Raw genomic sequence first — 21,597 nt, forward strand, 5'->3', positions numbered from 1 at the left:
ATACTTCGGGATATCCGAAGGATGGACCGCGTGGGCGGGTGCGGCGGCGGAAGGGGACGGCATGCTCGACGTACGGCGCCTGCGACTGCTTCGCGAGCTCAGCCTGCGCGGGACGATCGCGGAGGTCGGCGAGGCCCTGCACCTGAGTCCGTCGTCGGTCTCCCAACAGCTGAGCCTGCTCGAGCGCGAGGTCGGCGTCGATCTACTGCACAAGGTCGGGCGCCGACTCCAGCTGACCCCCGCGGCGGAGGTGCTGGTCGAGCACGCCGGCGCCATCCTCGACCGGCTCGAGCAAGCCGAGGCCGAGATCACCATGCTGGAGGGGCAAGCCGCTGGCTCCGTGCGGATCGCGGCGTTCCAGTCCGCGACGAACGCCTTCGTCCCGCGCCTGCTGGCCGAGCTCGCCAAGGCGCATCCGCGGCTGCGGGTGACCGTCTCGCAGCGGGTGCCGGAGGAGGCACTGCGCGAGACCTCGGCGCGCGAGTTCGACCTGGTCATCGCTGAGCAGTACCCACATCAGGCTGCGCCTCGTCCCGCGGACCTCGACCGGGTGCCGCTGACCACCGACGCGCTGCGGATGGCGGTGCCGGTGCAGGGATCCCGCTGGGACGTCGTCGACTCGATCGAGGCGATGGCGCGGCTCCCGTGGGTGATGGAGCCGCCGGGCGCCGCGTCCCGGCAGTGGGCGGTGCAGCTGTGCCGGCAGACGGGCTTCGAGCCGGACATCAGGTTCGAGACCGACGACCTGCAGGCCCAGATCGCGCTGATCGAGTCCGGCAACGCGGTCGCGATCCTGCCGGACCTGATGCTGGCCCACCAGCGGCCCCGCGCTCGACTCGTGGACCTGCCGGGAACGCCGCGCCGCTCGGTCTTCACCTCCACCCGGACCTCGATCGCGGCCACGACCGCCGTCCGGGCGTGCCGGGAGACGCTGGCGTCGTTCGTGCCGGAGGCCTTCGAGCTGCCGGGGGAGTGAGGGCCGGCGGGCGCCGCGCCCCGGACGAAACGGTGGTCGGCCTCGGTGTGTCGCCACCACTTCGTACGGGGCGCGGGTTGAGGCGCGGTCAGCCCAGGATCGTCGGCTCGGTCTTCGCGCGCACCTCGTCGAGCTCCACGCCCGGCGCCAGCTCGACCAGCACGAGCCCGCGGGGCGTGACGTCCAGGACGCCCAGGTCGGTGATGATCCGCTGCACCACGCCCTTACCGGTGTAGGGCAGCGAGCAGTCGTTCACGATCTTGAAGGAGCCGTCCTTGGCGACGTGCTCCATCAGCACGATCACCTTCTTCGCGCCGTGGACCAGGTCCATCGCGCCGCCCATGCCCTTGACCATCTTGCCGGGGATCATCCAGTTGGCGATGTCGCCTCCTGCGGAGACCTGCATGGCGCCGAGGATGGCCGCATCGATCTTGCCGCCGCGGATCATCCCGAAGGACATCGCCGAGTCGAAGAAGCTCGCACCCCGGCGGACCGTGACCGTCTCCTTGCCGGCGTTGATCAGGTCGGGGTCGACCTCCTCCTCGGCCGGGTAGGCGCCGGTGCCGAGGATGCCGTTCTCGGACTGCAGCACCAGCTCGACGTCGTCGGCGACGAAGGTGGGCACCAGGGTCGGCAGCCCGATGCCGAGGTTGACGTAGTCGCCGTCGGAGAGCTCGGCGGCCGCCCGGGCGGCCATCTCGTCGCGGTTCCAGCTCATCCCCGACTCCTCACGGTGCGTCGCTCGATCCGCTTGTCGTCGGCCTGCTCCGGTGTGAGTGGTACGACGCGGTGGACGTAGACGCCCGGAAGGTGGACGTCGTCCGGGTCCAGCTCGCCGGGCTCGACCAGGTGCTCGACCTCGGCGATCGTGACCCGACCGCACATCGCGGCGAGCGGGTTGAAGTTGCGGGTCGCGCGCCGGAAGACCAGGTTGCCGTGGCGGTCGCCCTTCCACGCCCGGACCAGGCCGAAGTCGGCCACGATCGCCCGTTCCAGCACGTGGTCCAGCCCGTCGAACGTCTCGGTCGGCTTGGCCGGGGACGCGATCGCCACGCGGCCTGCGGCGTCGTACCGCCACGGCATCCCACCCTCGGCGACCTGGGTGCCGACGCCGGTGCGGGTGTAGAACGCCGCGATGCCGGAGCCGCCGGCGCGCATCCGCTCGGCCAGCGTGCCCTGCGGGGTCAGCTCGACCTCCAGTTCGCCGGCGAGGTACTGCCGGGCGAACTCGCTGTTCTCCCCCACGTACGACGCGACGACCCGCCGCAGCCGTCCCGCGCCCAGCAGTAGGCCGAGGCCCCAGTCATCGACGCCGGCGTTGTTCGAAACCACCTCGAGCTCGCTGACGCCCGACTCCAGCAGGGCGCGGATCAGCACGGCAGGGATGCCGCACAGTCCGAATCCGCCGACGGCGAGGGTCGAGCCCGAGGGCACGTCGGCGACCGCCGCCGCGGCCGAGGAGACCACCTTGTCCATGCGGACCATTCGACCCGCACCCGACCAGGGGTGACAAGCATCGACCGCTCGGCGGACTACTCTTGCTCGTTGTCCGGTAGGACCAGAGCAAAGGCGTCCGTTCAATGAACGCTCCTGTCAACGTGGTCGGCCGCGTCGGCGCCGTCCTGCGGGCCGTCTCCGCCGAGGGCGACCGGGGCACCTCCACCTCGGAGGTGGCCCGCGCCGCAGGGCTGGCCCGCCCGACAGCGCACCGGTTGCTGACCTCGCTCGCCGAGGAGGGTCTGGTCGACCGCGATGACCGGGGGCGGTGGCTGCTCGGCCCGGAGCTCTACCTCCTGGGGGCGGTCGCGGCCAGCCGCTACGACGTCACCGAGACCGCCTACCCCGTGCTGCGCAAGCTCGCCGATGCGACCGGTGAGAGCGCGTTCTTCTCCGCCAGGCGTGGCGACGAGACGGTCTGCCTGCTCCGCGAGGAGGGCAGCTTCCCGATCCGCTCGCACGTGCTCCACGAGGGCATCCGGTTCCCGCTCGGGGTGGCCTCGGCCGGGCTGGCACTGCTCTCCTACCTGCCGGACGAGGAGGTCACCGCCTTCCTGGGCCGCACCGACCTCGCCGCCGTGCACGGCCCTGAGCACGCCCCGGACCGGCTCCGGGAGCGCATCGCCGAGACGCGCGCGACCGGCTATGCGGTCAACCCTGGCCTGATCGTGGAGGGCAGCTGGGGGATGGGTGCGGTCGTCTTCGACCGCGCCGGCCAGCCGCGCTGGGCGCTGAGCCTGACCGGCATCGAGCAGCGGTTCACCCCCGAGCGTCGCGAGCGGATGGGGCACGTGCTGCTCCGTGCCGCGCACGCGCTGACCTCCGCGCTGCGCACCTCGCCGTACGCCTGAGGGCATCAGTCCAGGACGAGGGTGCCGCCGTCGATGACGATGTTCTGCCCGGTCACGAACGCCCCGCCCGCCGAGGCCAGCCAGGCGATCGTCGCGCCGACCTCCTCGGGCCTGCCGAAGCGGCCCAGGGGTGTGCGCTCGAGCCGCGGCCCGCTTCGTTCCGGATCGCCGGTGATCGGCGCCGCGAAGGCCGTGTCGATGACGCCGGGTGAGACCGCGTTGACCCGGACACCCTGCGGTCCCCACTGCACCGCCAGGTTGCGGGCGAGCTGCGCGTTGGCCGCCTTGGTCATGCCGTAGAGCCCGATCATCCGGTTGCCGCGCAGCCCGGACAGGCTCGACATGATCACGAACGAGCCACCGCCGGCCGCCGCCATCAACGGCAGCGCCAGGTTGGCCAGCCGGAGGGGGCTGCGCACGTGCAGGTCGACCATGGTGTCGAGCTGCGCGTCGGTGCTGGTGGTGTGCGGCCCGGTGTCGAGGGCCGCGCCGGCGTTGCAGACGACGGTGTCGAGCCGTCCGTAGCGTTGGCGTGCCAGCGTCACCGCGGCCGCGAGATCCTCTTCGTCGAGTACGTCGCAGGCCAGGGCGACGACGTCCAGCCCGTCCCCACGCAACCGCTCGGCGACGCCTTCCGGGTCGGCCTGCGCCAGGCCGGTCAGCAGCACCGTGGCCCCGGCCGAGCCGAGCACCTCGACGGTGGCCAGCCCGAGCCCGCTGGTGGCCCCGGTGACGATGGCGACGGTGCCGTCGAGGCGGAAGAGCCGGTCGAAGAGCGGGTGGGTGCCGGTCACGTCAGTCCCGCGGGCCGCCGTGCATCAGCCCGTCGAGGCCGCCGGGCAGGGTCGCGGCCAGCGCCTCGTCGAACTCGCCGTCGACCAGCACGAAGACCACCTTGGCCACCACGTCGCCGCGGTTGGCCCAGGCGTGGTCGGTGCCGCGCTGCACGACCACGTCGCCGGCCTTCAGGGTCACCTCGGAGTCGTCGAGGACCAGCGTGATCTCTCCTTCGACGACGATGCCGTAGTCGACCGAAGCGGTGCGGTGCACCGGTGATTGCAGGCCACGCTCGTCGAGGAAGCCGGGTGCGAACTCGTTGATCCGGATCTTCGTGCCCCGCGTCGGCGGCGGTACGGCGAGGGTGCGCTCGGTCGGCTCGTCGGCCTCCACGGCGGTGATCCGCGCCGGCGCGCCCTCGGTGTTCCAGATCTCGTGGAAGTGGACGCCGTCCTCGGGCAGGTGCCGGCTGACCGGCACCGGGCCGTCGAAGACCACCACCGAGACGCCCTCGGGGGTGTGGCCGGTCACGACACGACGGGGCGCGTGGCTGCCGGCCGTGTCCACGGTGCTCACGCGTGGGTGCCGATCGGGCCGCCGTGCAGGGCGACCATCTCGGGCCAGAGGCTGGGGATGTTGAGCGGAACGCTCGGCTCGTAGTCGGTCAGCTCGACGTAGGCGCGGTGCAGGTTGCACACGACCCGCTCGCCCTCGGGCCAGTCACGGTAGGGGTCGTCCCCCTGGGCGGCCTTCTGCGCGGCCTCGAGCGGGGTGAGGCCCGCGGCGTACGACTCGACGGCGAGGGCCGAGATGTAGTCGACGTATCCCTCCAGCTCACCGAGCACGCGCGCGACCTCCTCACCGCTGCGGCAGGCCGGCCCGTGACCGGGCACGAGCGCCTCGGGTGCGAGGTCGCGCATCGTGCCGAGCGCGGCCTTGAAGCCGAGCATCGAGCCCTCCATGAAGATCGGATGACCGCCGGAGAAGGCCAGGTCGCCGGCGAAGAGCACCTTCTGCTCCGGCAGCCAGACCGCGACGTCGTTGGTGGAGTGAGCCGGCCCCATCGTGATCAGCTCGACCGGGAAGCCCTCCATGTGCAGCGTTAGCCTCTCGGAGAACGTCACGTCCGGGGGCCGCACGACGAGGCGGCCGTAGTCGGCGGGCAGCTCCTTGGTGGCGGCCAGGCCGGCGCGCAGCACGCCCTCGCGGGCCAGGTGGTGGCCCACGATCGTGGTGGTGGTCGGCAGGAAGCCGTTGCCGTAGGTGTGGTCGGGGTGGTGGTGGGTGTTCACCGCCACCTTCGGATCCCGTGCGCCGATGCCGGCCACCTCGGCGAGCAGGGCGCGGTTGCGCTTCTCGGTCGAGGTGGTGTCCACCAGGACGGCGTCGCGGGCGGCGTCGGTGATGACGCCGCAGTTGTTCACCATCCAGCCGCCCGCGGGCTGGACGTAGGCGTAGACGCCCGTGGCCAGCTCCTGCAGGTACGGCGAGCCGTCGTCCCAGGTCACCTTGTGTCTCCCTTGCGCTGTGGTTGCCGTCACAGTCAGCCCGAGAAGTGGTGGTCGGGGCAAGGGTCGGGGCCATCGCCAGGACCGATCACTGGCATCGATGAATCGGACGCACCGCTCAGGAGTGCTCGTCCTCCACCGTGACGGCGACGTCGTAGAGGAGCTGGCGCAGCCAGACGACGGACGGGTCGGTCTCCCGGCGCGGGTGCCAGTGCGCCGCCTCGGTGATGTTCACCGGCCCCAGCGGGGTGCGCGCCGCCGTCAGGTTCAGTACGTCGAGGCAGCGCCGCGCCAGCCGTGACGGCACGAAGCAGCACATGTCCGTGCCGGCGACCGCGAACGGCAGGGTGAGCAGGCTGCGTACCCGGACCAGCACGTTGCGATCGGCGATGCCGTTGCGCTCCAGCTCGATCTCGAGAGGGCGGCGGACCGGGCCGGCGGCGGTGAACTCCGCGACCGCGTGCGGCATCTCGTGCAGGTCCTGCAGGCTCAGTGCGCCGTCGCGCAGCCGCGGGTGCTGCCGGTCGACCAGGCAGACCAGCTCGTCGGTGGAGACCGGCTGGGAGCGACCCGGGAAGTCGAACCCCAGCGGCGCGATGATCAGGTCGCGGCGCATCAGCTGGGCGTCGATCTGCTCGCGGTCCAGGTCCAATGGGTCGAGGGTGATCGAGCAGCCGGGCGCCTGCTCGGTCAGGATCCGCGCGAGCGGCTCGGCCAGGACCGTCATGGCGTACTCGGACATGCTGACCGCGAAGCGCTTGGCACTGGTGGCGGGGGCGAAGGCGCGCTCGTTGCCGAGCAGCGCCTCGGCCGCTTCGACGGCGTCGGTGACGGCCGGACGCAGCCGCTCCGCGGTCGGGGTCAGCTCGAAGCCTCGTCCAGAGCGGACCAGCAGCTCGTCGTCGAAGTGCTTGCGCAGCCGTGCCAGGGCGCCACTCATCGCCGGCTGGCTCATCATCAGCCGCTCGCCGGCACGGGTGAGGTTGCGCTCCTCCAGCAGTGCGTGGAGGGCGAAGAGCAGGTTGGCGTCGACCTCGCGCAGCCGCTCCCGGGTCCCGGGCTCCTGTGTGACCATGGCCATGGAACTCTAGGCGATGCCGAGAAGGAACGAGAGAAGAGACGACATGGCGTTGGGCGGGACCGACCTCAACCTGCTGCTCCCGCTGAAGGTGCTGCTGGAGGAGGGCAACGTCACCCGTGCCGGGCAGCGGCTCAACCTCAGCCAACCCGCGATGAGCGCGGCGCTGGCGAGGCTGCGCCGGCGCTTCGACGACGAGCTGCTGGTCAGGGCGGGGCGGGAGTACGAGCTGACGCCGTTCGCCCGAGACCTGCTCCCCGAGGTGCAGCAGGCGGTCCGGCTGGTGGGGGTGGCGCTCGACCTCGAGGACGCCTTCGACCCGAGCACCAGCAGGCGCACCTTCCGCCTGGTGATGAGCGACTACGCCATCGCCGCCATCCACGAGCCGCTGGTGCGACTGGTCGAGGCCGAGGCCCCCGGCGTACGGCTCACGATCGGGAACCTCGGGTCCGGCTCGCATCTCTCCGAGCGGCTGCTGGTGGACAACGACGCCGTCGTGGCGCCGATGGGCTTCGGCTTCCAGGGGGCCTCGCAGCCGCTGTGGACCGACCGGATGGTGGTGCTCGCCGACCGGCGCAACCCGCGGTTGCGGGACGGGCGGCTGAGCATCGACGACCTCCGCGCACTCCCGTACGCCGCGGGATCCTTCGGCGCCGGCGTGCTCACACCTGTCGACCGCGTCTTCGGCGAGCTGCACATCGAGCACCGGCCGGTGCTGCAGGTCTTCGGCTTCCTGCCGCTGCCGTTCGTCATCGAGGGCACCGACATGTACGCCGTCGTGCCGGAGATGCTGGCGCGGCTGCACGACCGCCCCGACGGTCCGCTGGTGATGGTCGACCCGCCGTTCGGCGAGGTGCTGCTGGCCGAGGGCTACTGGTTCGCCGAGCACCGGCTCTCAGATCCGGCGTACCGCTGGCTGTTCGGGCGGTTGGAGGCCGCTGGCGCGGAGCTGGCGCTCGGCTAGGCCGGCTGCGGCGTGGCTGGGCCGGCTGTCCGGTGGGGGCGTGTGACGCCCTCGGAGCAGGCCCACCGCCGAACGGACCGCAGCCTGCTGAACGACTGTTCGAGCGCTGGAGACTGTCCGTGCCGATCGAACAGTCGTTCAGTCCCGCGGGAGGCCTCGTCCTCCGCTGAGGGGTCGTTCAACACGTTGGCCGCGGCGCTGGCGGGCCTGGTTGGGCTGGCGGGTGCCGGACCCCGCCGGCCTTAGAAACCTGGAGAGGCCATCGAGTGCGACGAGCCCCGTGGGCGAAAAGGGCATCTCGTGGCCGTCCCGCCCGTGCCGGACGGCGCTCCGTCACGCCCAGTGGTTGGCGTTCGCCGCCCCCTCAGGCCCGGCGAGGTAGCCGACGAACAGCCCGTCCGGGTCCCGCTCGGCGCGGATCCGGCCCAGCCGTTCCCACGACTCGTCGGAGAGGAAGCGCAGCTGGCGGTGGGAGAGGTCGCTGTCGCCGAGGTACTGCCCGACGGTGACCGGCTCGAGGTCGGCCATCGCGCGGTCGAGCCAGGCGCGGTGCTGGTCGTCCTCGGCCGGGTCCTCCCACAGCACGTACGACGCGAGGTAGATCTCCGACTGGACCGAGAAGGCCATGTCCGGCAGCTCGCGCAGCGGGGCCATGCTGAACCAGATGGTGAAGGCCTTCTCGTTCGGCAGGGTGGTGTAGGCGCGCCGCATGGCCGGCACCACCTCCTCGGCGGTACCGGAGAGCCAGGCGTTGTCCACGACCCAGCGGTGACCTTCCGGGTTGGCGCGGACCTGCTGGGCGCGCTCGGCCTCGAACGTGGTCGGCTGGGCATCCACGCTCAGAAGCGCCCGGTCGAGCGCCGGGTTGTCCCGGAAGGGGGCGAGCGCCGCGTCGGCCTGGGCCTCGGCGTCGACCATCGCGACGCCCGTCACCAGCAGCACCGGGGTTGCCGAGATCAGCGGATCGGTCATGGTCAGCGCCACGATCTCCACCGTGTCGGCGATGGTGGCGTGGGTCTCGTGCAGCCAGGTCATCACCTCGTCGAAGTCCTCGAGGGCGAAGGCCTGGACGGTGTGCGCGAGGTGGCCCGGGTGCGGCCGGGTGCGGAGGTGGAAGCGGGTGACCACGCCGAAGAAGCCCGGCCCGGATCCGCGTGCGGCCCAGTAGAGGTCGGTGTTCTGGGTGGCGTCGGCCCGCACCAGCTCACCGGAGGCGGTGACCACGTCGATGGCCTCGACGTACTCGGCGGCCCAGCCCCAGCCCCGGGCGTTCCAACCCTGGCCGCCCTGCAGCAGGAAGCCGCCGATGCCGACCGTCGGGCAGTGCCCGCCGACGAAGAACCGGCCGCGCTCGGCCAGGTAGGGGCCGAGCTCGCTGCCACCCTTGACCGCCGGCGAGGCGGTCACGATGCCGGTCGCCTCGTCGTACGCGATCTCCTTGAGGCCGCCCAGGTCGATCACGAGCGCGTCGTCGCGCACCGACCATTGCGCCCAGCTGTGGCCGCCGGAGCGGACCGCCACCTTCCAGCCGTGCTCGCGGGCGAGCCGTACGCCGTTCACGACGTCCTGCTCGCTGGCCGCCCGCAGCACCGCCGCGGGCGTGCGAGCGCTGAGCCGGCGGTTGAAGATCCGGTCGATGCGGGCCGCCTCGAATCCGGGCTCGCCGCGCAGCAGCAGCTCGCCGTCGAAGGAGTGCCCGTCGATGGAGTGCCCGTCGACGGCTGCGCTCACGCCGGCACCACCAGCGCACCCAGCGTCTCGCCCATCAGTCGACCCGGGTTCTCGTCGGGGTCGACGCCGGGGTGGATCTCCCACTCGGCGAGCTTGAGCGAGTTGTCCAGCACCATCTTCACGCGGGGGAAGCGGCGCCCCCAGTACGCCGGCAGCACCTCGTCGACGCCCCGCCCGTCGGTGAGCATCTCGGCCAGGATCACCGCGTCCTCGGCGCACATCGCCGCACCCTGCGCGATCAGTGGCGGGCAGGCGTGGGCGGCGTCGCCGATGATGATGGTGCGGCCGCGGTACCAGGGCTCCTCGACGCAGATCGCCTCGATCCACTGGTAGTTGACGACGGCGTCGTCGGCCAGGCTGTCGCGCACCTCGCCCCACGTCCCGCCGTACCCCTGGCCTCGTTCCTTGAGCTCCTTGCCGCGCTGGCCCTCACCCACGTAGGAGCGGTCGAGGTTCTCCTCGAGCAGGAAGGCGTAGCAGAGGTCCTCGGAGATCGGCGTGTAGCCGGCCTTGAACTTCGGACCGCCGTAGTACATCTCCGAGCAGTCCATCTGTGCCGGCCGCTTGGCCACGGTGCGCCAGATGCCCATCCCGACCGGCTTCGGCTCGGTCTCGATGCCGATCATGCCGCGCACCTTGGACCGGATGCCGTCGGCGCCGACGAGCAGGTCGACGGTCTCGGCGGTGCCGTCGGAGAGGGTGACGGTGACCGAGTCCCCGTCGTCCTCGATCGCTGCGACCGTCGTCCCCAGCCGTACGTCGACGCCAGCCGCGACGACCTCCTCGGCGAGGATGTCGGCGATGTCGCCACGGACCGCGCCCATCGTGCCGGGCAGCTCCGGTCCGCCCATCGGCGGCGTGGGGATCTCGGCGATCAGGCTGCCGTCGGCGCCGCGCAGGCGGAGCTTGTTGAACGGGTAGGCCCGCTGCGCGAGGCGGTCGTAGATGCCGACGCTGTGGAACGCCTTCAGGGCATTGCCCTGCAGGGTGATGCCGTGGCCGACACCGCGCAGGGTGTCGCGCACGTCGACGAGCACGACGTCGACGCCGCGCTGTGCCAGCGCGAGTGAGAGCACGCCGCCGGTGATGCCACCGCCGACGATCAGGACCCGGCTGGTGCGGGACTCGGACATAGGGCCTCCTTTGTGTCTTCGGTCACAGGAAACCGTCGATGCCCGGGGTCCGGAACCCCGTCCTCGCTGATGCCAGCCATCGCTCTCGGAGCCCCAACGCCGGACGAATGGCTGGCATTCACAGGGACGTTTTCCCCTTGGCTGCGACGTGCGTCACGCTCCATGGAGTGACCTCAGTCACACAGTCTCGGATGGGAGACGGCGGCCGATGCCGTCCGTTCATGAAGGAGCAGAAATGAGCCAAGACCTCAGCGCGGACAAGCGTTCTGCGCGGCCGACCTGGCTGCGGAGCGGTCGCCGGGCGGGCAAGCTCGCCGCGGTCGCCGCCGTCGTCGCCCTCGCCGGTACGACGCTGGTCGCCTGCGGCAGCTCGGACTCGAACAACACCAGCGCGTCCGACTCGAAGTCCAAGACCATCAGCGCGAGTGCCCAGACGGCGCTCGACACGGCGTACAAGGGACTGGGCTCGGACCTGGCGAACCTGCCGGCCGTCACGCCCAAGTCCGGCGTCAACTTCTACGTCGTCTCGTGCGGCCAGTCGGTCTCCAGCTGCTCGGCGCCGACCCAGGCGATGATGGACGCGGCCAAGGCCGCCGGCTGGTCGGCGCACATGGCCGACGGCAAGCTCAGCCCCGACGGCTTCTCAGCTGCGATCCGGCAGGCGATCGCTGGTGGCGCGAACGTGATCGTCCCGGTCGGTTTCGACTGCCAGGCCGCCCAGGCCGCCTTCGAGGAGGCCAAGAAGGCCGGCATCACCGTGGTCGGTGGCGGCGGCCCTGATGACTGCAAGCCGCAGCTGTGGGCCTCGGAGCGGCTCTGGGTCTCCGGCTACACCGGCGTCCAGGAGTGGAACACCTTCGGGCAGTACGGCGCCGACTGGGCCTACGGCCAGAACGGTGGCGACGTCAAGGCGATCACCCTGACCGCCTCGACCAACACCTGGGGTCAGTGGATCACCGACGGCTTCAACGCCGAGCTGAAGAAGCTGGGCGGCAGCACGGTCGAGCAGAACATCGACATCTCCGACCCGGAGACGGCCGACGGCTCCTTCGTGCAGAAGGTCACCACCGCACTGCTGGCCCACCCCGACGTCAACGTCCTCCAGGTGCCGATCGGCGGCTGGCTGAACGCGGGCCTCTACCAGGCCATCGTCTCCTCGGGCCGCAAGAACCTGACGATCGTCGTCGGCGGCCAGTCCGACGCCTCCACCATGGACCTGATCCGCAGTGGCACCCAGAACGGCATCAAGCTGGGCGCGACCCCGCAGGCCCAGGAGTGGGGCGCGTGGGGCTCGATCGACACCGCGATCCGCGTGCTCGCCGGCCAGAAGCCGGAGTACATCGGCGAGGAGATCCAGGCCGTGGACGCCGATCACAACCTGCCGAAGTCCGGCGCCTACCAGGGCTCGATCGACTGGAAGTCGGCATTCCTCAAGTCGTGGGGCAAGGCCTGATCGTGGTCTCGACGACAGCGCAGCAGTCGGCGGCCGGGGGCGACTCCTCGGCCGCCGGCCGGCCCGGCCCGCCTGAGGATGTCGCGCTGCGAGTGGCGGGGTTGAACAAGAGCTTCGGCTCGGTCCAGGTCCTCAAGGACGCCTCGCTCACCGTCCGGAGCGGCACCGTGCACGCACTTCTCGGCGGGAACGGCTCGGGCAAGAGCACCACCATCAAGATCCTCGCGGGGGTCTACCAGGCCGACTCCGGCGACCTCGACGTCCGCGGCGAGTCCTACGACCTCGACGGCTACACCCCCGCGACCGCGGAGAAGGCGGGCCTGCGGTTCGTCCACCAGGACCTCGGCCTCTTCGACGACCTCAGCATCGAGGAGAACTTCGCCCTCGACGCCGGCTACCCGCGCAACGCCGCGGGGGGCATCGACTGGAAGCGCCTCCGCAGGCGCGTCGCGGAGCTGATCTCGGCGTACGAGATCCAGGGTGGCCCGCGCACGCCGGTCAACCGGCTGCGTCCGGCCGACCGCACCCTGGTCGCGATCGCCCGCGCCCTGCAGGACGACGAGTCCGGCAACTGCGTGGTCGTGCTCGACGAGCCCACCGCGTCGCTGGGCAAGAAGGAGTCCGAGGAGCTCTTGGGGCACGTACGCCGTCGCGCCGACGCGGGGCAGACGTTCGTCATCGTCAGCCACCGCATGCAGGAGGTGCTGTCGGTGGCCCAGGACTTCACCATCTTCCGCGACGGCGTCGTGGTCGGCGAGCTCGTCGACGCGGAGCCGACCGAGGACGAGATCGTGGCGATCATGGCCGGTCGCGCCGTCGCCGCGTTGCGGCCGACCGGCTCCATCAGCCATGCCACCGCCGAGCCGGTGCTGGAGTTCCGCGACGTCGCCGGCGGCGCGCTGGCCGGTGTGGACCTGACCGTGCACCGCGGCGAGATCGTCGGCGTCGCCGGTCTGGCCGGCTCCGGCCGGTCCACGCTGCTGTCGATGGCGTTCGGCGCCGTCCGGCCGACGTCGGGCGAGATGCGGCTGTCGGGGGCGCCGTTCGCGCCCCGCACCATCGAGGCGGCGATGAAGGCAGGGGTCGCGCTGGTGCCCGAGGACCGCGCCCACGAGGCGGCGTTCCCCGACCTGACCACCGACCAGAACCTGTCCATGAGCGTGCTGCGCCAGCTGTGGCACGGTGGCCTGATCCGGCGACGGGAGTCCCGTGCCAACGCCGAGCGGCTGATCCGGAAGTTCGGCGTCAAGGTCGCTGGTCCCGAGGCGCCCTTCAGCTCGATGTCGGGCGGCAACCAGCAGAAGATCGTGATCGCGCGCTGGCTGCAGCGCGACCCGAAGGTGATCCTGCTCGACGAGCCCACCCAGGGCGTGGACGTGATGTCGCGCGCCGACATCTACGGCGTGGTCCGCGACGCGGCCGCCGAGACCGGCGCCTGCGTGCTGATCGCCTCCAGCGACCTCACCGAGCTGCACGCCCTGTGCGACCGGATCGTCGTCCTCGGCGGCGGCCGGGTCAGCCAGGAGGTGGCGGCCGGCGAGGTCAGCGTCGACGACCTGACCGCGCTCGTCCTCAAAGCACCCCAGTCCCAGAAGTACACGGAGCAGTACACGGAAGGCAGTCCGGCATGACCGACACCTCGCAGGCGCACTCGCCGTCCGCCCCGGCGGAACCGACCCCGCCCACACCGACGCGGCGGGCCGCGTCGTCGGCCTTCAACGGCGCGAGCGTGGTCCGCTTCCTCGAGGCCTACGCGCTGGTGCTGATCACCATCGCGGTGGCGATCTTCTTCTCCGTGGCGCACCCGGCGAGCGTCGCCTTCCCGACGATCAACAACTTCAACGTCGTGCTGGGCAACAACGCCGTCGTGCTGCTGATCGCGCTGGCGGCGCTGTTCCCGCTGGTCAGCGGCTTCTTCGACTTCTCGCTCGGCTCCACGGCGGTCCTCTCGTCGGTCCTGTGTGCCGGCCTACAGGCCAAGTCGGGGCTGCCGCTCATCGTCGCGATCATCATCCCGCTGCTGGTCTCGGCCGTGATCGGCCTGCTCAACGGCCTGTTCGTGACAGCGTTCAAGATGAGTCCGTTCGTGACCACGCTGGGCATGGCGACGCTGCTCTCCGGCATCACGATCTGGTACTGCAACGGCCGCACCTTCGTGCTCGACGGCTCCTCGGCGCTGATCTCGTTCGGCTCCTCGCGCTGGTTCAACCTGCCGGCGGTCTTCTTCGTGGTGCTGCTGGTGGCCGTCGTGGTCTGGTACTTCTTCCGGCACACGCCCTACGGTCGCTCGCTCTACGCGATCGGGTCGAACGCCACCAGCGCGCGGCTGGTCGGCGTACCGGTGGACCGCAACGTGTGGACGGCGTTCGTCGTCTCCGCGCTGATCGCCGGCTTCGCCGGCATCCTGCAGCTGGGTCGGCAGGGCAGCGCGACGGCCGTCGACGGCGGTTCGCTGCTCTTCCCGGCGCTGGCCGCGGTGTTCCTCGGTGCGACGGCGATCGTCCCCGGCTTCTTCAACGTCGTCGGCACGGTGGTCAGCGCGATCTTCGTCTCGATCGCTGTCAGCGGCCTGACCCTGATGGGTGCCAGCGGCTGGGCGACCAACGTGTTCAACGGCGCCGCCCTGCTCGTCGCGGTCGGCCTCTCCACCTACCTGGGCCGACGGAAATTGCGTGGCAAGGGCTGATGCCAGCCATCGCTTGAAGCGCGTTCCGCACGAGGTTCGGCACGCCTAGCGTGAAGTCGATCCCGCTCGTTTCCCCCTGTATCCCCGGGCCGCCGCCGGCGCCCGTCCCCTTCATCAAGACCTCTGAGGAGAACTCCCATGGCCTATGTCGTCAGCGCCACCTGGACCGTCCAGCCCGGCAAGGAGGACGTCGTCCGCGACGCGATCGAGAAGCTCACCCCGCCCTCGCGGCAGGAGCCGGGCAACGTCTTCTACCAGGCCTACCAGGACCCGGCCGAGCCGACCGTCTTCCGGCTCTTCGAGATCTACCAGGACGAGGACGCGTACTCCGCCCACGGCGCCTCGGAGCACTTCGCCGAGTACGGCCTGGGCCAGGCCATCCCGGTGCTGGCCAACCGCGAGCGCGCCTTCTACGAGACGATCGGCTGAGCTGGCATGAGACTGGCAGCTTTCCGCCGTACGGACGAGGCGGTGGGCACCCGCCGCGTCGGCCTCGTGGTGGGAGACGGGACCGGCGACCGGTCGACCTGGTGGCTGCACCCGTTCGCCGACGGCACCGACCTGGTCGCCCTGCTGGCGGCACCCGCGGCCGAGCGCGAGGCGGCGGCCGACGCGGCGGCCCAGGGCGATGGGCTGCAGCCGGACGACGTGGTGCTGCTGCCGCCGGTCTACCCGGTCGCGATGCGCGACTTCCTCACCTTCGAGGCGCACGTGGACGGGATGGAGCGCGGTCACGGCAACCCCGGGCCGCCGGCCGAGTGGTACGACGCGCCGGTCTTCCTGTTCATGGCGCCGCACGCGGTGACCGGTGCGCACGAGGCGGTACCGATGCCGCCGGACACCGAGCGCTTCGACTTCGAGCTGGAGATCGCCGCGGTGATCTGCCGCGACGTCCGCGACGTCACCCCGGAGCAGGCCCGCGAGGCCATCGGCGGCTACTGCATCATGAACGACTGGTCGGCCCGCGACGTCCAGGGCAAGGAGATGACGCTCAAGCTCGGCCCGTCCAAGGGCAAGGACTTCGCCACCACCATCGGTCCCTGGGTCGTCACCGCCGACGAGCTGGACGAGTGCCGCGACGCCGACGGCTTCCTCGACCTGGAGATGACCGTGAAGGTCAACGACGAGCAGGTCGGCGCGGACCGGTCGGGCCACATGGGCTGGTCCTTCGAGCAGCTGGTCGCGCACGCGTCCCGGGCCTCGTGGGTCAAGGCGGGCGAGGTGCTCGCCTCGGGCACGTGCGCGTCCGGCTCGCTCGCCGAGTCCTGGGGCCGCAACGGCTCGCTCACCCCGCCGCCGCTGCAGGTGGGTGACGTGGTGGAGATGTCGATCGAGCGGCTCGGCACGATCCGCAACGTCGTCGCACCGCGTGCCGAGAGCGTGGCCGCGGTGTCGCCTGCCCGTCGGCGTACGGATCAGGCGCGGCTGGAGGAGTCGGCATGACCGGTACCCCCACCGTCAGCCACGTGGTGACCCGCAACCCGGCGACCGGCGAGGTGCTGGCCACCTACGCCGCACACGACTCGGCCGGGGTCGAGCAGGCCCTCGAGGAGACGTACGCCGCCGCGCAGGTCTGGCGCGAGGTCCCGCTCGAGGACCGGCTCGCGCTGCTGCGCGGCGTCGGCAAGCTGCTCACCGAGCGCCGCGAGACCTATGCCGCGCTGATCACCGCCGAGATGGGCAAGCCGATCACCGAGGCGCTCGGCGAGATCGACAAGTGCGCCTGGAACTGCGAGATCGTGGCCGACCTGGCGCCCGAGTGGCTCGCCGATCACGAGGTCGTCTCGGCCGCCTCCCGGTCCTGGCTCTCCTACGAGCCGCTCGGGGTGGTCTTCGCGGTGATGCCGTGGAACTTCCCGTTCTGGCAGGTGCTGCGCTTCGCCTGCGCGGCGCTCTCGGCCGGCAACGCCGCGTTGCTCAAGCACAGCCCCGACGTGACGGGTGCCGCGCTGGCGATGGAGCAGCTCTTCGCCGACGCAGGTGCGCCGAAGGGGCTGTTCCGGTCCCTGGTGGTCGCCGCCGAGGACGTCGCGGCGGTCTCGCGACGGGTCGTGGAGGATCCGCGCATCGCGGCCATCACCCTGACCGGCAGCGAGCGGGCCGGGTCCTCCTTGGCCGCGATCGCCGGTGCGGCCATCAAGAAGAGCGTCCTCGAGCTCGGCGGCTCGGACCCGTTCGTGGTCCTCGCCGACGCGGACGTGCCGGCTGCCGCGGCGACGGCCGTGCGGGCGCGGTTCAACAACGCCGGCCAGAGCTGCGTGTGCGCCAAGCGCTTCATCGTGCACCAGGACATCGCCGAGGAGTTCGTACGTCGGTTCGTCGAGGGTGTAGCGCAGCTCCGCGTCGGCGACCCGACCGACGCCGCCACCACGATCGGCCCGATGGCACGCGCGGACCTCCGGATGAGCATCCTCCGCCAGATCGAGGCCTCGGTGGCGCAGGGCGCTCGGCTGGTCGCCGGCGGCCACGCCATCGACGCCTTGGACGACGACGGTCTGGACAACGACGGCGGCTGCTTCGTCGAGCCGACCGTGCTCGACGAGGTGCGGCCGGGCATGACCGCCTTCGTCGAGGAGACCTTCGGCCCGGTCGCGGCGATCGCCCGCGCCCGCGACGACGAGCACGCGGTCGAGCTGGCCAACGCCACCACCTTCGGGCTGGGCGCCTCGGTCTGGGGCGAGTCAGCGCACGCGCTGGCGGTGGGTCGGCGGATCCGCTCGGGCGCGCTGTTCGTCAACACGATGGTCGCCTCCGACCCTCGGTTGCCGTTCGGCGGGATCGGCCGCAGCGGCTACGGCCGCGAGCTCTCCGCCGAGGGCGTGCGCGAGTTCACCAACGTCCGGACGATGGTGGTGGCCTAGTGATGCGCCTCGACCACGTCGGCCTGACCGTCGCGGACCTCCCCGCGATGAAGGCCTGGTACGCCGCGGCCCTCGGCCTGACCGTGGAGTTCGAGTTCGAGCTGGACCACGTCGACTTCACCGGCGCGATGCTGCGTTCCACGGCGTCCGAGACCGGGGGGTGCTGGCGGCTCGAGCTGCTGCACCGGCCCGAGGGCGCGCCCGGGCTGCAGGCGGCGAACCCGGTGGAGGCGGCGTTGACGCACGGCTTCGGCCACGTCGCCCTCGACGTACCTGATGTGGATGCGGCCTACGCCGCGCTCATCGGTGCCGACGCCACCGACCGGATGTCTCCGCGACCCTCACCGGAGCCCGGCGTCCGGATGGCCTACGTGGCCGACCCCGAGGGCAACCTCATCGAGCTGCTCGACCGGACGACCGCAGGAGGATACGCATGACCGAGAGGTCACTTTCGGAGGGTCGAGTGTCCGGCCGACTGGAGGGGAAGGTCGCCCTCATCACCGGCATCGGGGGCGGGATGGGCCGGGAGGCCGCGCGTCGGTTCGCGGCCGAGGGTGCGAAGGTCGTGGGCTGCGACATCGACGCGGCGGGCCTGGAGGAGACGCTGGCGCTAGTGCGGGCGGAGGGCGGCGACATCACTGGCAGCGCCCCGGTCGACGCCGGTGACGCCACCGTGGTGGAGGAGTGGATCAACGCCGCGGCGCAGCTCCACGGCGGGATCGACGTCCTCTACAACAACGCCTCGATCCAACGCTTCGGCGCGATCGACGAGATCTCGGTCGAGGACTGGGACTTCGCCATCGACATGGAGCTCAACATCGTGTTCTACGCGGTGCGGGCGGCGTGGAAGCACCTGAAGGTGCGCGGCGGGGTGATCGTGAACATCGGCTCGATCGCCGGCACGCGCGGTGTGGAGTTCATGCCGCAGAACGCGCACGGCGCCGCCAAGGCCGGCGTGATCAACCTGACCCAGCAGCTGGCCGTCGAGGGCGGCCCGCACCGGATCCGCGCGGTCTGCATCTCGCCGGGATTCGTGCAGACGCCGGCGACGAAGTTCCTGGTGGACGACCCGCCGCCGGCCATGAAGGCGACCTGGGACCGGATCCCGCTCGGCCGGGTGGGCATACCCGAGGACATCGTCAACGCCGCGGTGTTCCTGGCCTCGGACGAGGCGTCGTGGATCACCGGCATCAACCTCGTCATCGACGGCGGCGGCTCGGTGCTCGGCTGAGCGCCACACAGACCTAGAGAAGGAAGAACGAAGATGAACAACCACCTCAACGAGCACGGCATCACCCACCTGCGCCACGTCGACCTCGCCGTCCCCGACTTCGAGAAGCAGCGGACGTTCTACAAGGACACTTGGGGCCTGAGCGAGGTCGGCACCGACGGCGATCTGTCCTACTTCGCCGCTGAGGGCTCGCCGGAGCAGTACATCGTCCGGCTCCGCAAGGACACCGAGAAGCGGCTCGACCTGATCTCGTTCGGCTCCGAGAGCCCCGAGACCGTCGACGCGCTCGCGCAGAAGCTCGCCGGCCAGGGCATCCAGCTCGTCAGCGAGCCGGACAAGCTGCAGACCGCCGGCGGCGGCTACGGCTTCCGGTTCTTCGACATCGACGGCCGCACCATCGAGATCAGCTCCGACGTCGAGACCCGCGCCTACCGCGAGATCGAGGAGAAGGAGGCCATCCCGGTCCGGCTCTCGCACGCGGTGATGAACTCCCAGGACCCCAACCGCACCCGCGACTTCTACGCGAACGTGCTCGGCTTCAAGCTCTCCGACACGCTCTGGGGTGAGCACATGGGCGAGATGATGCACTTCATGCGGTGCAACGACTGGCACCACTCGCTGGCGATCGCCCGCGGCCCGCACACCGCCGTACACCACGTCTCCTTCGAGATGCGCGGCCTGGACGAATACCTCTACGGCACCGGCCGGGTGATGCGCGCGGGCATCAAGAAGATCTGGGGCCCGGGTCGCCACCACGCGGGCAACAACACCTTCACCTACTTCCTCGACCCCAGCGGCAACACGATGGAGTACACCACCGAGCTCGAGCGGCTCACCACCGACGAGTGGCACCCGAGCGTCTACGACATCGCCGAGCCGGACACGCAGGACCTGTGGGGCATCGCCGAGCCGATGAGCGAGTTCATCGCGCGCGACTCCTTCAACGACCCCGACAAGGGCGTCTTCGTCGCCCCGCCGGTCTGAGCCGTCCCACGGACAGGAAGCCATGAGACTGGCCATGAGACTGCCCATGAGGCTGTCATGAGGTTGCCATGAGATTGCAGGACAAGGTCGTCGTCGTCACCGGCGCCGCCCGCGGCCAGGGGGCGGAGGAGGTCCGCGCACTCGCCGCCGAGGGCGCGTACGTCGTCGCCACCGATGTGCTGCCCTTCGACCCGCACGACGAGGCCTGGGCCGGCGGCAACGTCGTGGAGTGCCACCTCGACGTCACCGATGCCGACGGCTGGACCGCGCTGGCCGACTGGCTGCGCACCGAGCGCGGTCATGTGGACGCGCTGGTCAACAATGCCGGCGTGGCGGCCCGCGAGCGGCTGCCGCACGTGTCGCTGGAGGGGTGGCAGCGCGCGTTCGACATCAACGTCACCGGCCCGATGCTGGGCATCCAGGCACTGGTGCCGCTGATGCCGCAGGGGTCCAGCATCGTGAACATCTGCTCGGTGGCGGCGATCAGCGGGCACGCGGCTGCGGCGTACACGGCGAGCAAGTGGGCGCTGCGCGGGCTGACCCGTTCGGCCTCGCTGGAGCTGGGCTCGCAGGGCATCCGGGTCAACGCGGTGATGCCGGGCCTGATCGACACCCCGCTGATGGCGAACGCCTCGCCGGCGTTCAAGGAGGCGGCGCTGACCGAGGTGCCGCTGGGCCGGATCGGGGTGCCGGCCGACATCGCGCCGACCATCGTCTTCCTGTGCTCGGACGACTCTTCCTACTACAACGGTGCCGAGATCGTCATCGACGGCGGCCTGACCGCCCACGTCTCGCACAAGCGCATCGCTGACGCGACGAGGCCGGCATGATGCCCGGCAGGACGCCCGGCAGGAGGGGGTCGGCGTGAGGCTCGCGACCGTCAGCCATGAGGGCCGGCGCTTCGCCGCCGTCGTGGCCGCATCGGGATCGGTGCACGAGATCCGCGGGCGCACGCTCGAGGACCTGGTCGCGGGCGGCCTCCCGGCCGCGCTGGAAGCGGGCCGGGAGGCTCTCGCCGAGGGTGGCGTGCCGCTCGACGCGGTGCGGCTGGAGCTGCCCTACCGGCCGGCCAGCGTGCGCGACTTCGTCACCTTCGAAGCCCACGTCGAGGGCGTACGCCGCAGCGTGGACGGTGCCGTCGGTGTCCCCGAGGCCTGGTACGACGCGCCGACGTTCTACTTCACCAACCCGCACGCCCTCTTCGGCCCGGGCCAGCCGATCCGGCGGCCGGCGACGTGCCGCAAGCTCGACTTCGAGCTCGAGGTCGGGGTGGTGGTCGGCCGCGACGGCAGCGACCTGTCCGAGGCTGAGGCGGCCGGTGCGATCTTCGGATACACGATCGTCAACGACTGGTCCGCGCGCGACCTGCAGAGCCGGGAGATGCAGGTCGGTCTGGGCCCGGCCAAGGGCAAGGACTTCGCCACCTCGATCGGTCCGTGGATCGTGACGGCCGACGAGCTCGCGCCGTACGTCGACGACGCCGGCTTCCTCGACCTCGACTGCCGGGTGTCGGTCAACGGCACCCAGATCGGCGGCGACCGCCTGGCGAACATGCACTGGACCTTCGCGCAGATGATCTCCTACGCCTCGCGCGACTCGCTCGTGCGTGCGGGTGACCTGCTCGCCTCCGGCACCACCGGTGGCGGCGGCTGCCTGGCCGAGCTGTGGGGTCGGGCCGGGGAAGAGGTGCCGCCGGCGCTGAAGCCGGGCGACGAGGTCCGCATCGACGTCGAGGGCATCGGCACGCTGACGGGGACCGTCACCGGCTGAGCCGGCGGCGCGCCAAAGTGTCACGGTGACATCGGCGGCGGAATGTGACAGTTCCGCGGTGTCACTCTCGGCGCGAACTGTCACCGCCTTCGCGCGT

General features: G+C 71.1%; 22 protein-coding genes. 14 read left to right on the plus strand and 8 right to left on the minus strand.

Translation table 11 applies throughout. The features are described from left to right. Positions 1-61 precede the first annotated feature (61 nt). Positions 62-976, plus strand: a complete 915-nt coding sequence (locus H036_RS0107870) for a LysR family transcriptional regulator (RefSeq protein ID WP_017934238.1) — start codon at positions 62-64, stop codon at positions 974-976. 88 nt (positions 977-1,064) lie between these two features. On the opposite strand, the gene H036_RS0107875 is transcribed toward H036_RS0107870, so the two are convergent. Both H036_RS0107875 and H036_RS0107880 read right to left on the minus strand, forming a co-directional pair. Next, the gene (locus H036_RS0107875; protein ID WP_017934239.1) at positions 1,065-1,694 is read right to left on the minus strand and encodes a 3-oxoacid CoA-transferase subunit B; all 630 of its coding nucleotides are present in this window, start codon (positions 1,692-1,694) and stop codon (positions 1,065-1,067) included. Further along, positions 1,691-2,452: a CoA transferase subunit A gene (locus tag H036_RS0107880; RefSeq protein ID WP_026145877.1), complete on the minus strand. Its 762-nt coding sequence runs from the start codon at positions 2,450-2,452 to the stop codon at positions 1,691-1,693. Before H036_RS0107880 ends, H036_RS0107875 begins: the two co-directional genes overlap by 4 nt. A 104-nt stretch (positions 2,453-2,556) precedes the next feature. Between H036_RS0107880 and H036_RS0107885 the strand changes: the two genes are divergently transcribed. Next, a complete protein-coding gene (locus tag H036_RS0107885; protein ID WP_017934241.1) occupies positions 2,557-3,324 on the plus strand; it encodes an IclR family transcriptional regulator in 768 nt (255 codons plus the stop codon). A 5-nt stretch (positions 3,325-3,329) separates the two neighbouring features. Here H036_RS0107885 and H036_RS0107890 read toward each other — a convergent pair whose 3' ends face one another. The 4 genes from H036_RS0107890 to H036_RS22145 all read right to left on the minus strand — a co-directional run bounded on the left by H036_RS0107890 (position 3,330) and on the right by H036_RS22145 (position 6,684). Next, a complete protein-coding gene (locus H036_RS0107890; RefSeq protein WP_017934242.1) occupies positions 3,330-4,118 on the minus strand; it encodes an SDR family NAD(P)-dependent oxidoreductase in 789 nt (262 codons plus the stop codon). 1 nt (position 4,119) lies between these two features. Further along, entirely contained in the window at positions 4,120-4,677 is a 558-nt protein-coding gene (locus tag H036_RS0107895) for a cupin domain-containing protein (protein ID WP_017934243.1), read from the minus strand. Next, positions 4,674-5,609 carry an MBL fold metallo-hydrolase gene (locus H036_RS0107900; protein WP_017934244.1) on the minus strand — a complete coding sequence of 312 codons (936 nt, stop codon included), beginning with the start codon at positions 5,607-5,609 and terminating at the stop codon, positions 4,674-4,676. The genes H036_RS0107895 and H036_RS0107900 overlap by 4 nt, the downstream gene beginning before the upstream one ends. Before the next feature lie 118 nt (positions 5,610-5,727). Continuing rightward, positions 5,728-6,684 (minus strand): LysR family transcriptional regulator, encoded by a 957-nt coding sequence (locus H036_RS22145; protein WP_157417181.1) that lies wholly within the window; start codon positions 6,682-6,684, stop codon positions 5,728-5,730. Positions 6,685-6,733: 49 nt separating this feature from the next. Here H036_RS22145 and H036_RS22150 point away from each other — a divergent pair, with 49 nt between their 5' ends. After that, positions 6,734-7,651 carry a LysR family transcriptional regulator gene (locus H036_RS22150; RefSeq protein WP_017934246.1) on the plus strand — a complete coding sequence of 306 codons (918 nt, stop codon included), beginning with the start codon at positions 6,734-6,736 and terminating at the stop codon, positions 7,649-7,651. A gap of 333 nt (positions 7,652-7,984) precedes the next feature. Here the strand turns inward: H036_RS22150 and H036_RS0107915 are convergent, their stop codons facing one another. Together H036_RS0107915 and H036_RS0107920 are read right to left on the minus strand one after the other, a co-directional pair. Then, complete coding sequence (locus H036_RS0107915; RefSeq protein ID WP_017934247.1) at positions 7,985-9,382, minus strand: FAD-binding oxidoreductase; 1,398 nt, start codon at positions 9,380-9,382, stop codon at positions 7,985-7,987. After that, positions 9,379-10,515, minus strand: coding sequence for an FAD-dependent monooxygenase (locus tag H036_RS0107920; protein ID WP_017934248.1), 1,137 nt, complete (start codon positions 10,513-10,515; stop codon positions 9,379-9,381). Before H036_RS0107920 ends, H036_RS0107915 begins: the two co-directional genes overlap by 4 nt. A gap of 235 nt (positions 10,516-10,750) precedes the next feature. On the opposite strand from H036_RS0107920, the gene H036_RS0107925 reads away from it, so the two are divergent. The 11 genes from H036_RS0107925 (at position 10,751) to H036_RS0107975 (ending at position 21,500) form a co-directional block, all read left to right on the plus strand. Next, positions 10,751-11,968, plus strand: a complete 1,218-nt coding sequence (locus H036_RS0107925; RefSeq protein ID WP_017934249.1) for a sugar ABC transporter substrate-binding protein — start codon at positions 10,751-10,753, stop codon at positions 11,966-11,968. A gap of 2 nt (positions 11,969-11,970) precedes the next feature. Then, complete coding sequence (locus H036_RS22155; protein ID WP_198289927.1) at positions 11,971-13,599, plus strand: sugar ABC transporter ATP-binding protein; 1,629 nt, start codon at positions 11,971-11,973, stop codon at positions 13,597-13,599. Then, positions 13,596-14,654 carry an ABC transporter permease gene (locus H036_RS22160; protein ID WP_017934251.1) on the plus strand — a complete coding sequence of 353 codons (1,059 nt, stop codon included), beginning with the start codon at positions 13,596-13,598 and terminating at the stop codon, positions 14,652-14,654. Before H036_RS22155 ends, H036_RS22160 begins: the two co-directional genes overlap by 4 nt. 138 nt (positions 14,655-14,792) lie before the next feature. Beyond that, entirely contained in the window at positions 14,793-15,083 is a 291-nt protein-coding gene (locus tag H036_RS0107940; protein ID WP_017934252.1) for a putative quinol monooxygenase, read from the plus strand. Positions 15,084-15,089: 6 nt separating this feature from the next. Beyond that, positions 15,090-16,097, plus strand: coding sequence for a fumarylacetoacetate hydrolase family protein (locus tag H036_RS0107945; protein WP_026145880.1), 1,008 nt, complete (start codon positions 15,090-15,092; stop codon positions 16,095-16,097). Next, positions 16,094-17,515 (plus strand): aldehyde dehydrogenase family protein, encoded by a 1,422-nt coding sequence (locus H036_RS0107950; RefSeq protein ID WP_017934254.1) that lies wholly within the window; start codon positions 16,094-16,096, stop codon positions 17,513-17,515. The genes H036_RS0107945 and H036_RS0107950 overlap by 4 nt, the downstream gene beginning before the upstream one ends. 2 nt (positions 17,516-17,517) lie before the next feature. After that, positions 17,518-17,952, plus strand: coding sequence for a VOC family protein (locus tag H036_RS0107955; protein ID WP_036487801.1), 435 nt, complete (start codon positions 17,518-17,520; stop codon positions 17,950-17,952). Next, positions 17,949-18,746 (plus strand): SDR family NAD(P)-dependent oxidoreductase, encoded by a 798-nt coding sequence (locus H036_RS0107960; protein WP_051068636.1) that lies wholly within the window; start codon positions 17,949-17,951, stop codon positions 18,744-18,746. Before H036_RS0107955 ends, H036_RS0107960 begins: the two co-directional genes overlap by 4 nt. Before the next feature lie 33 nt (positions 18,747-18,779). Further along, positions 18,780-19,730 (plus strand): VOC family protein, encoded by a 951-nt coding sequence (locus H036_RS0107965; RefSeq protein ID WP_017934257.1) that lies wholly within the window; start codon positions 18,780-18,782, stop codon positions 19,728-19,730. Positions 19,731-19,798: 68 nt separating this feature from the next. Beyond that, positions 19,799-20,560: an SDR family NAD(P)-dependent oxidoreductase gene (locus H036_RS0107970; RefSeq protein ID WP_017934258.1), complete on the plus strand. Its 762-nt coding sequence runs from the start codon at positions 19,799-19,801 to the stop codon at positions 20,558-20,560. Positions 20,561-20,594: 34 nt separating this feature from the next. After that, the gene (locus H036_RS0107975; protein ID WP_017934259.1) at positions 20,595-21,500 is read left to right on the plus strand and encodes a fumarylacetoacetate hydrolase family protein; all 906 of its coding nucleotides are present in this window, start codon (positions 20,595-20,597) and stop codon (positions 21,498-21,500) included. The last annotated feature ends 97 nt before the right edge of the window (positions 21,501-21,597 follow it).

Source organism: Nocardioides sp. Iso805N, assembly GCF_000364605.1.
GTDB lineage: Bacteria > Actinomycetota > Actinomycetes > Propionibacteriales > Nocardioidaceae > Nocardioides.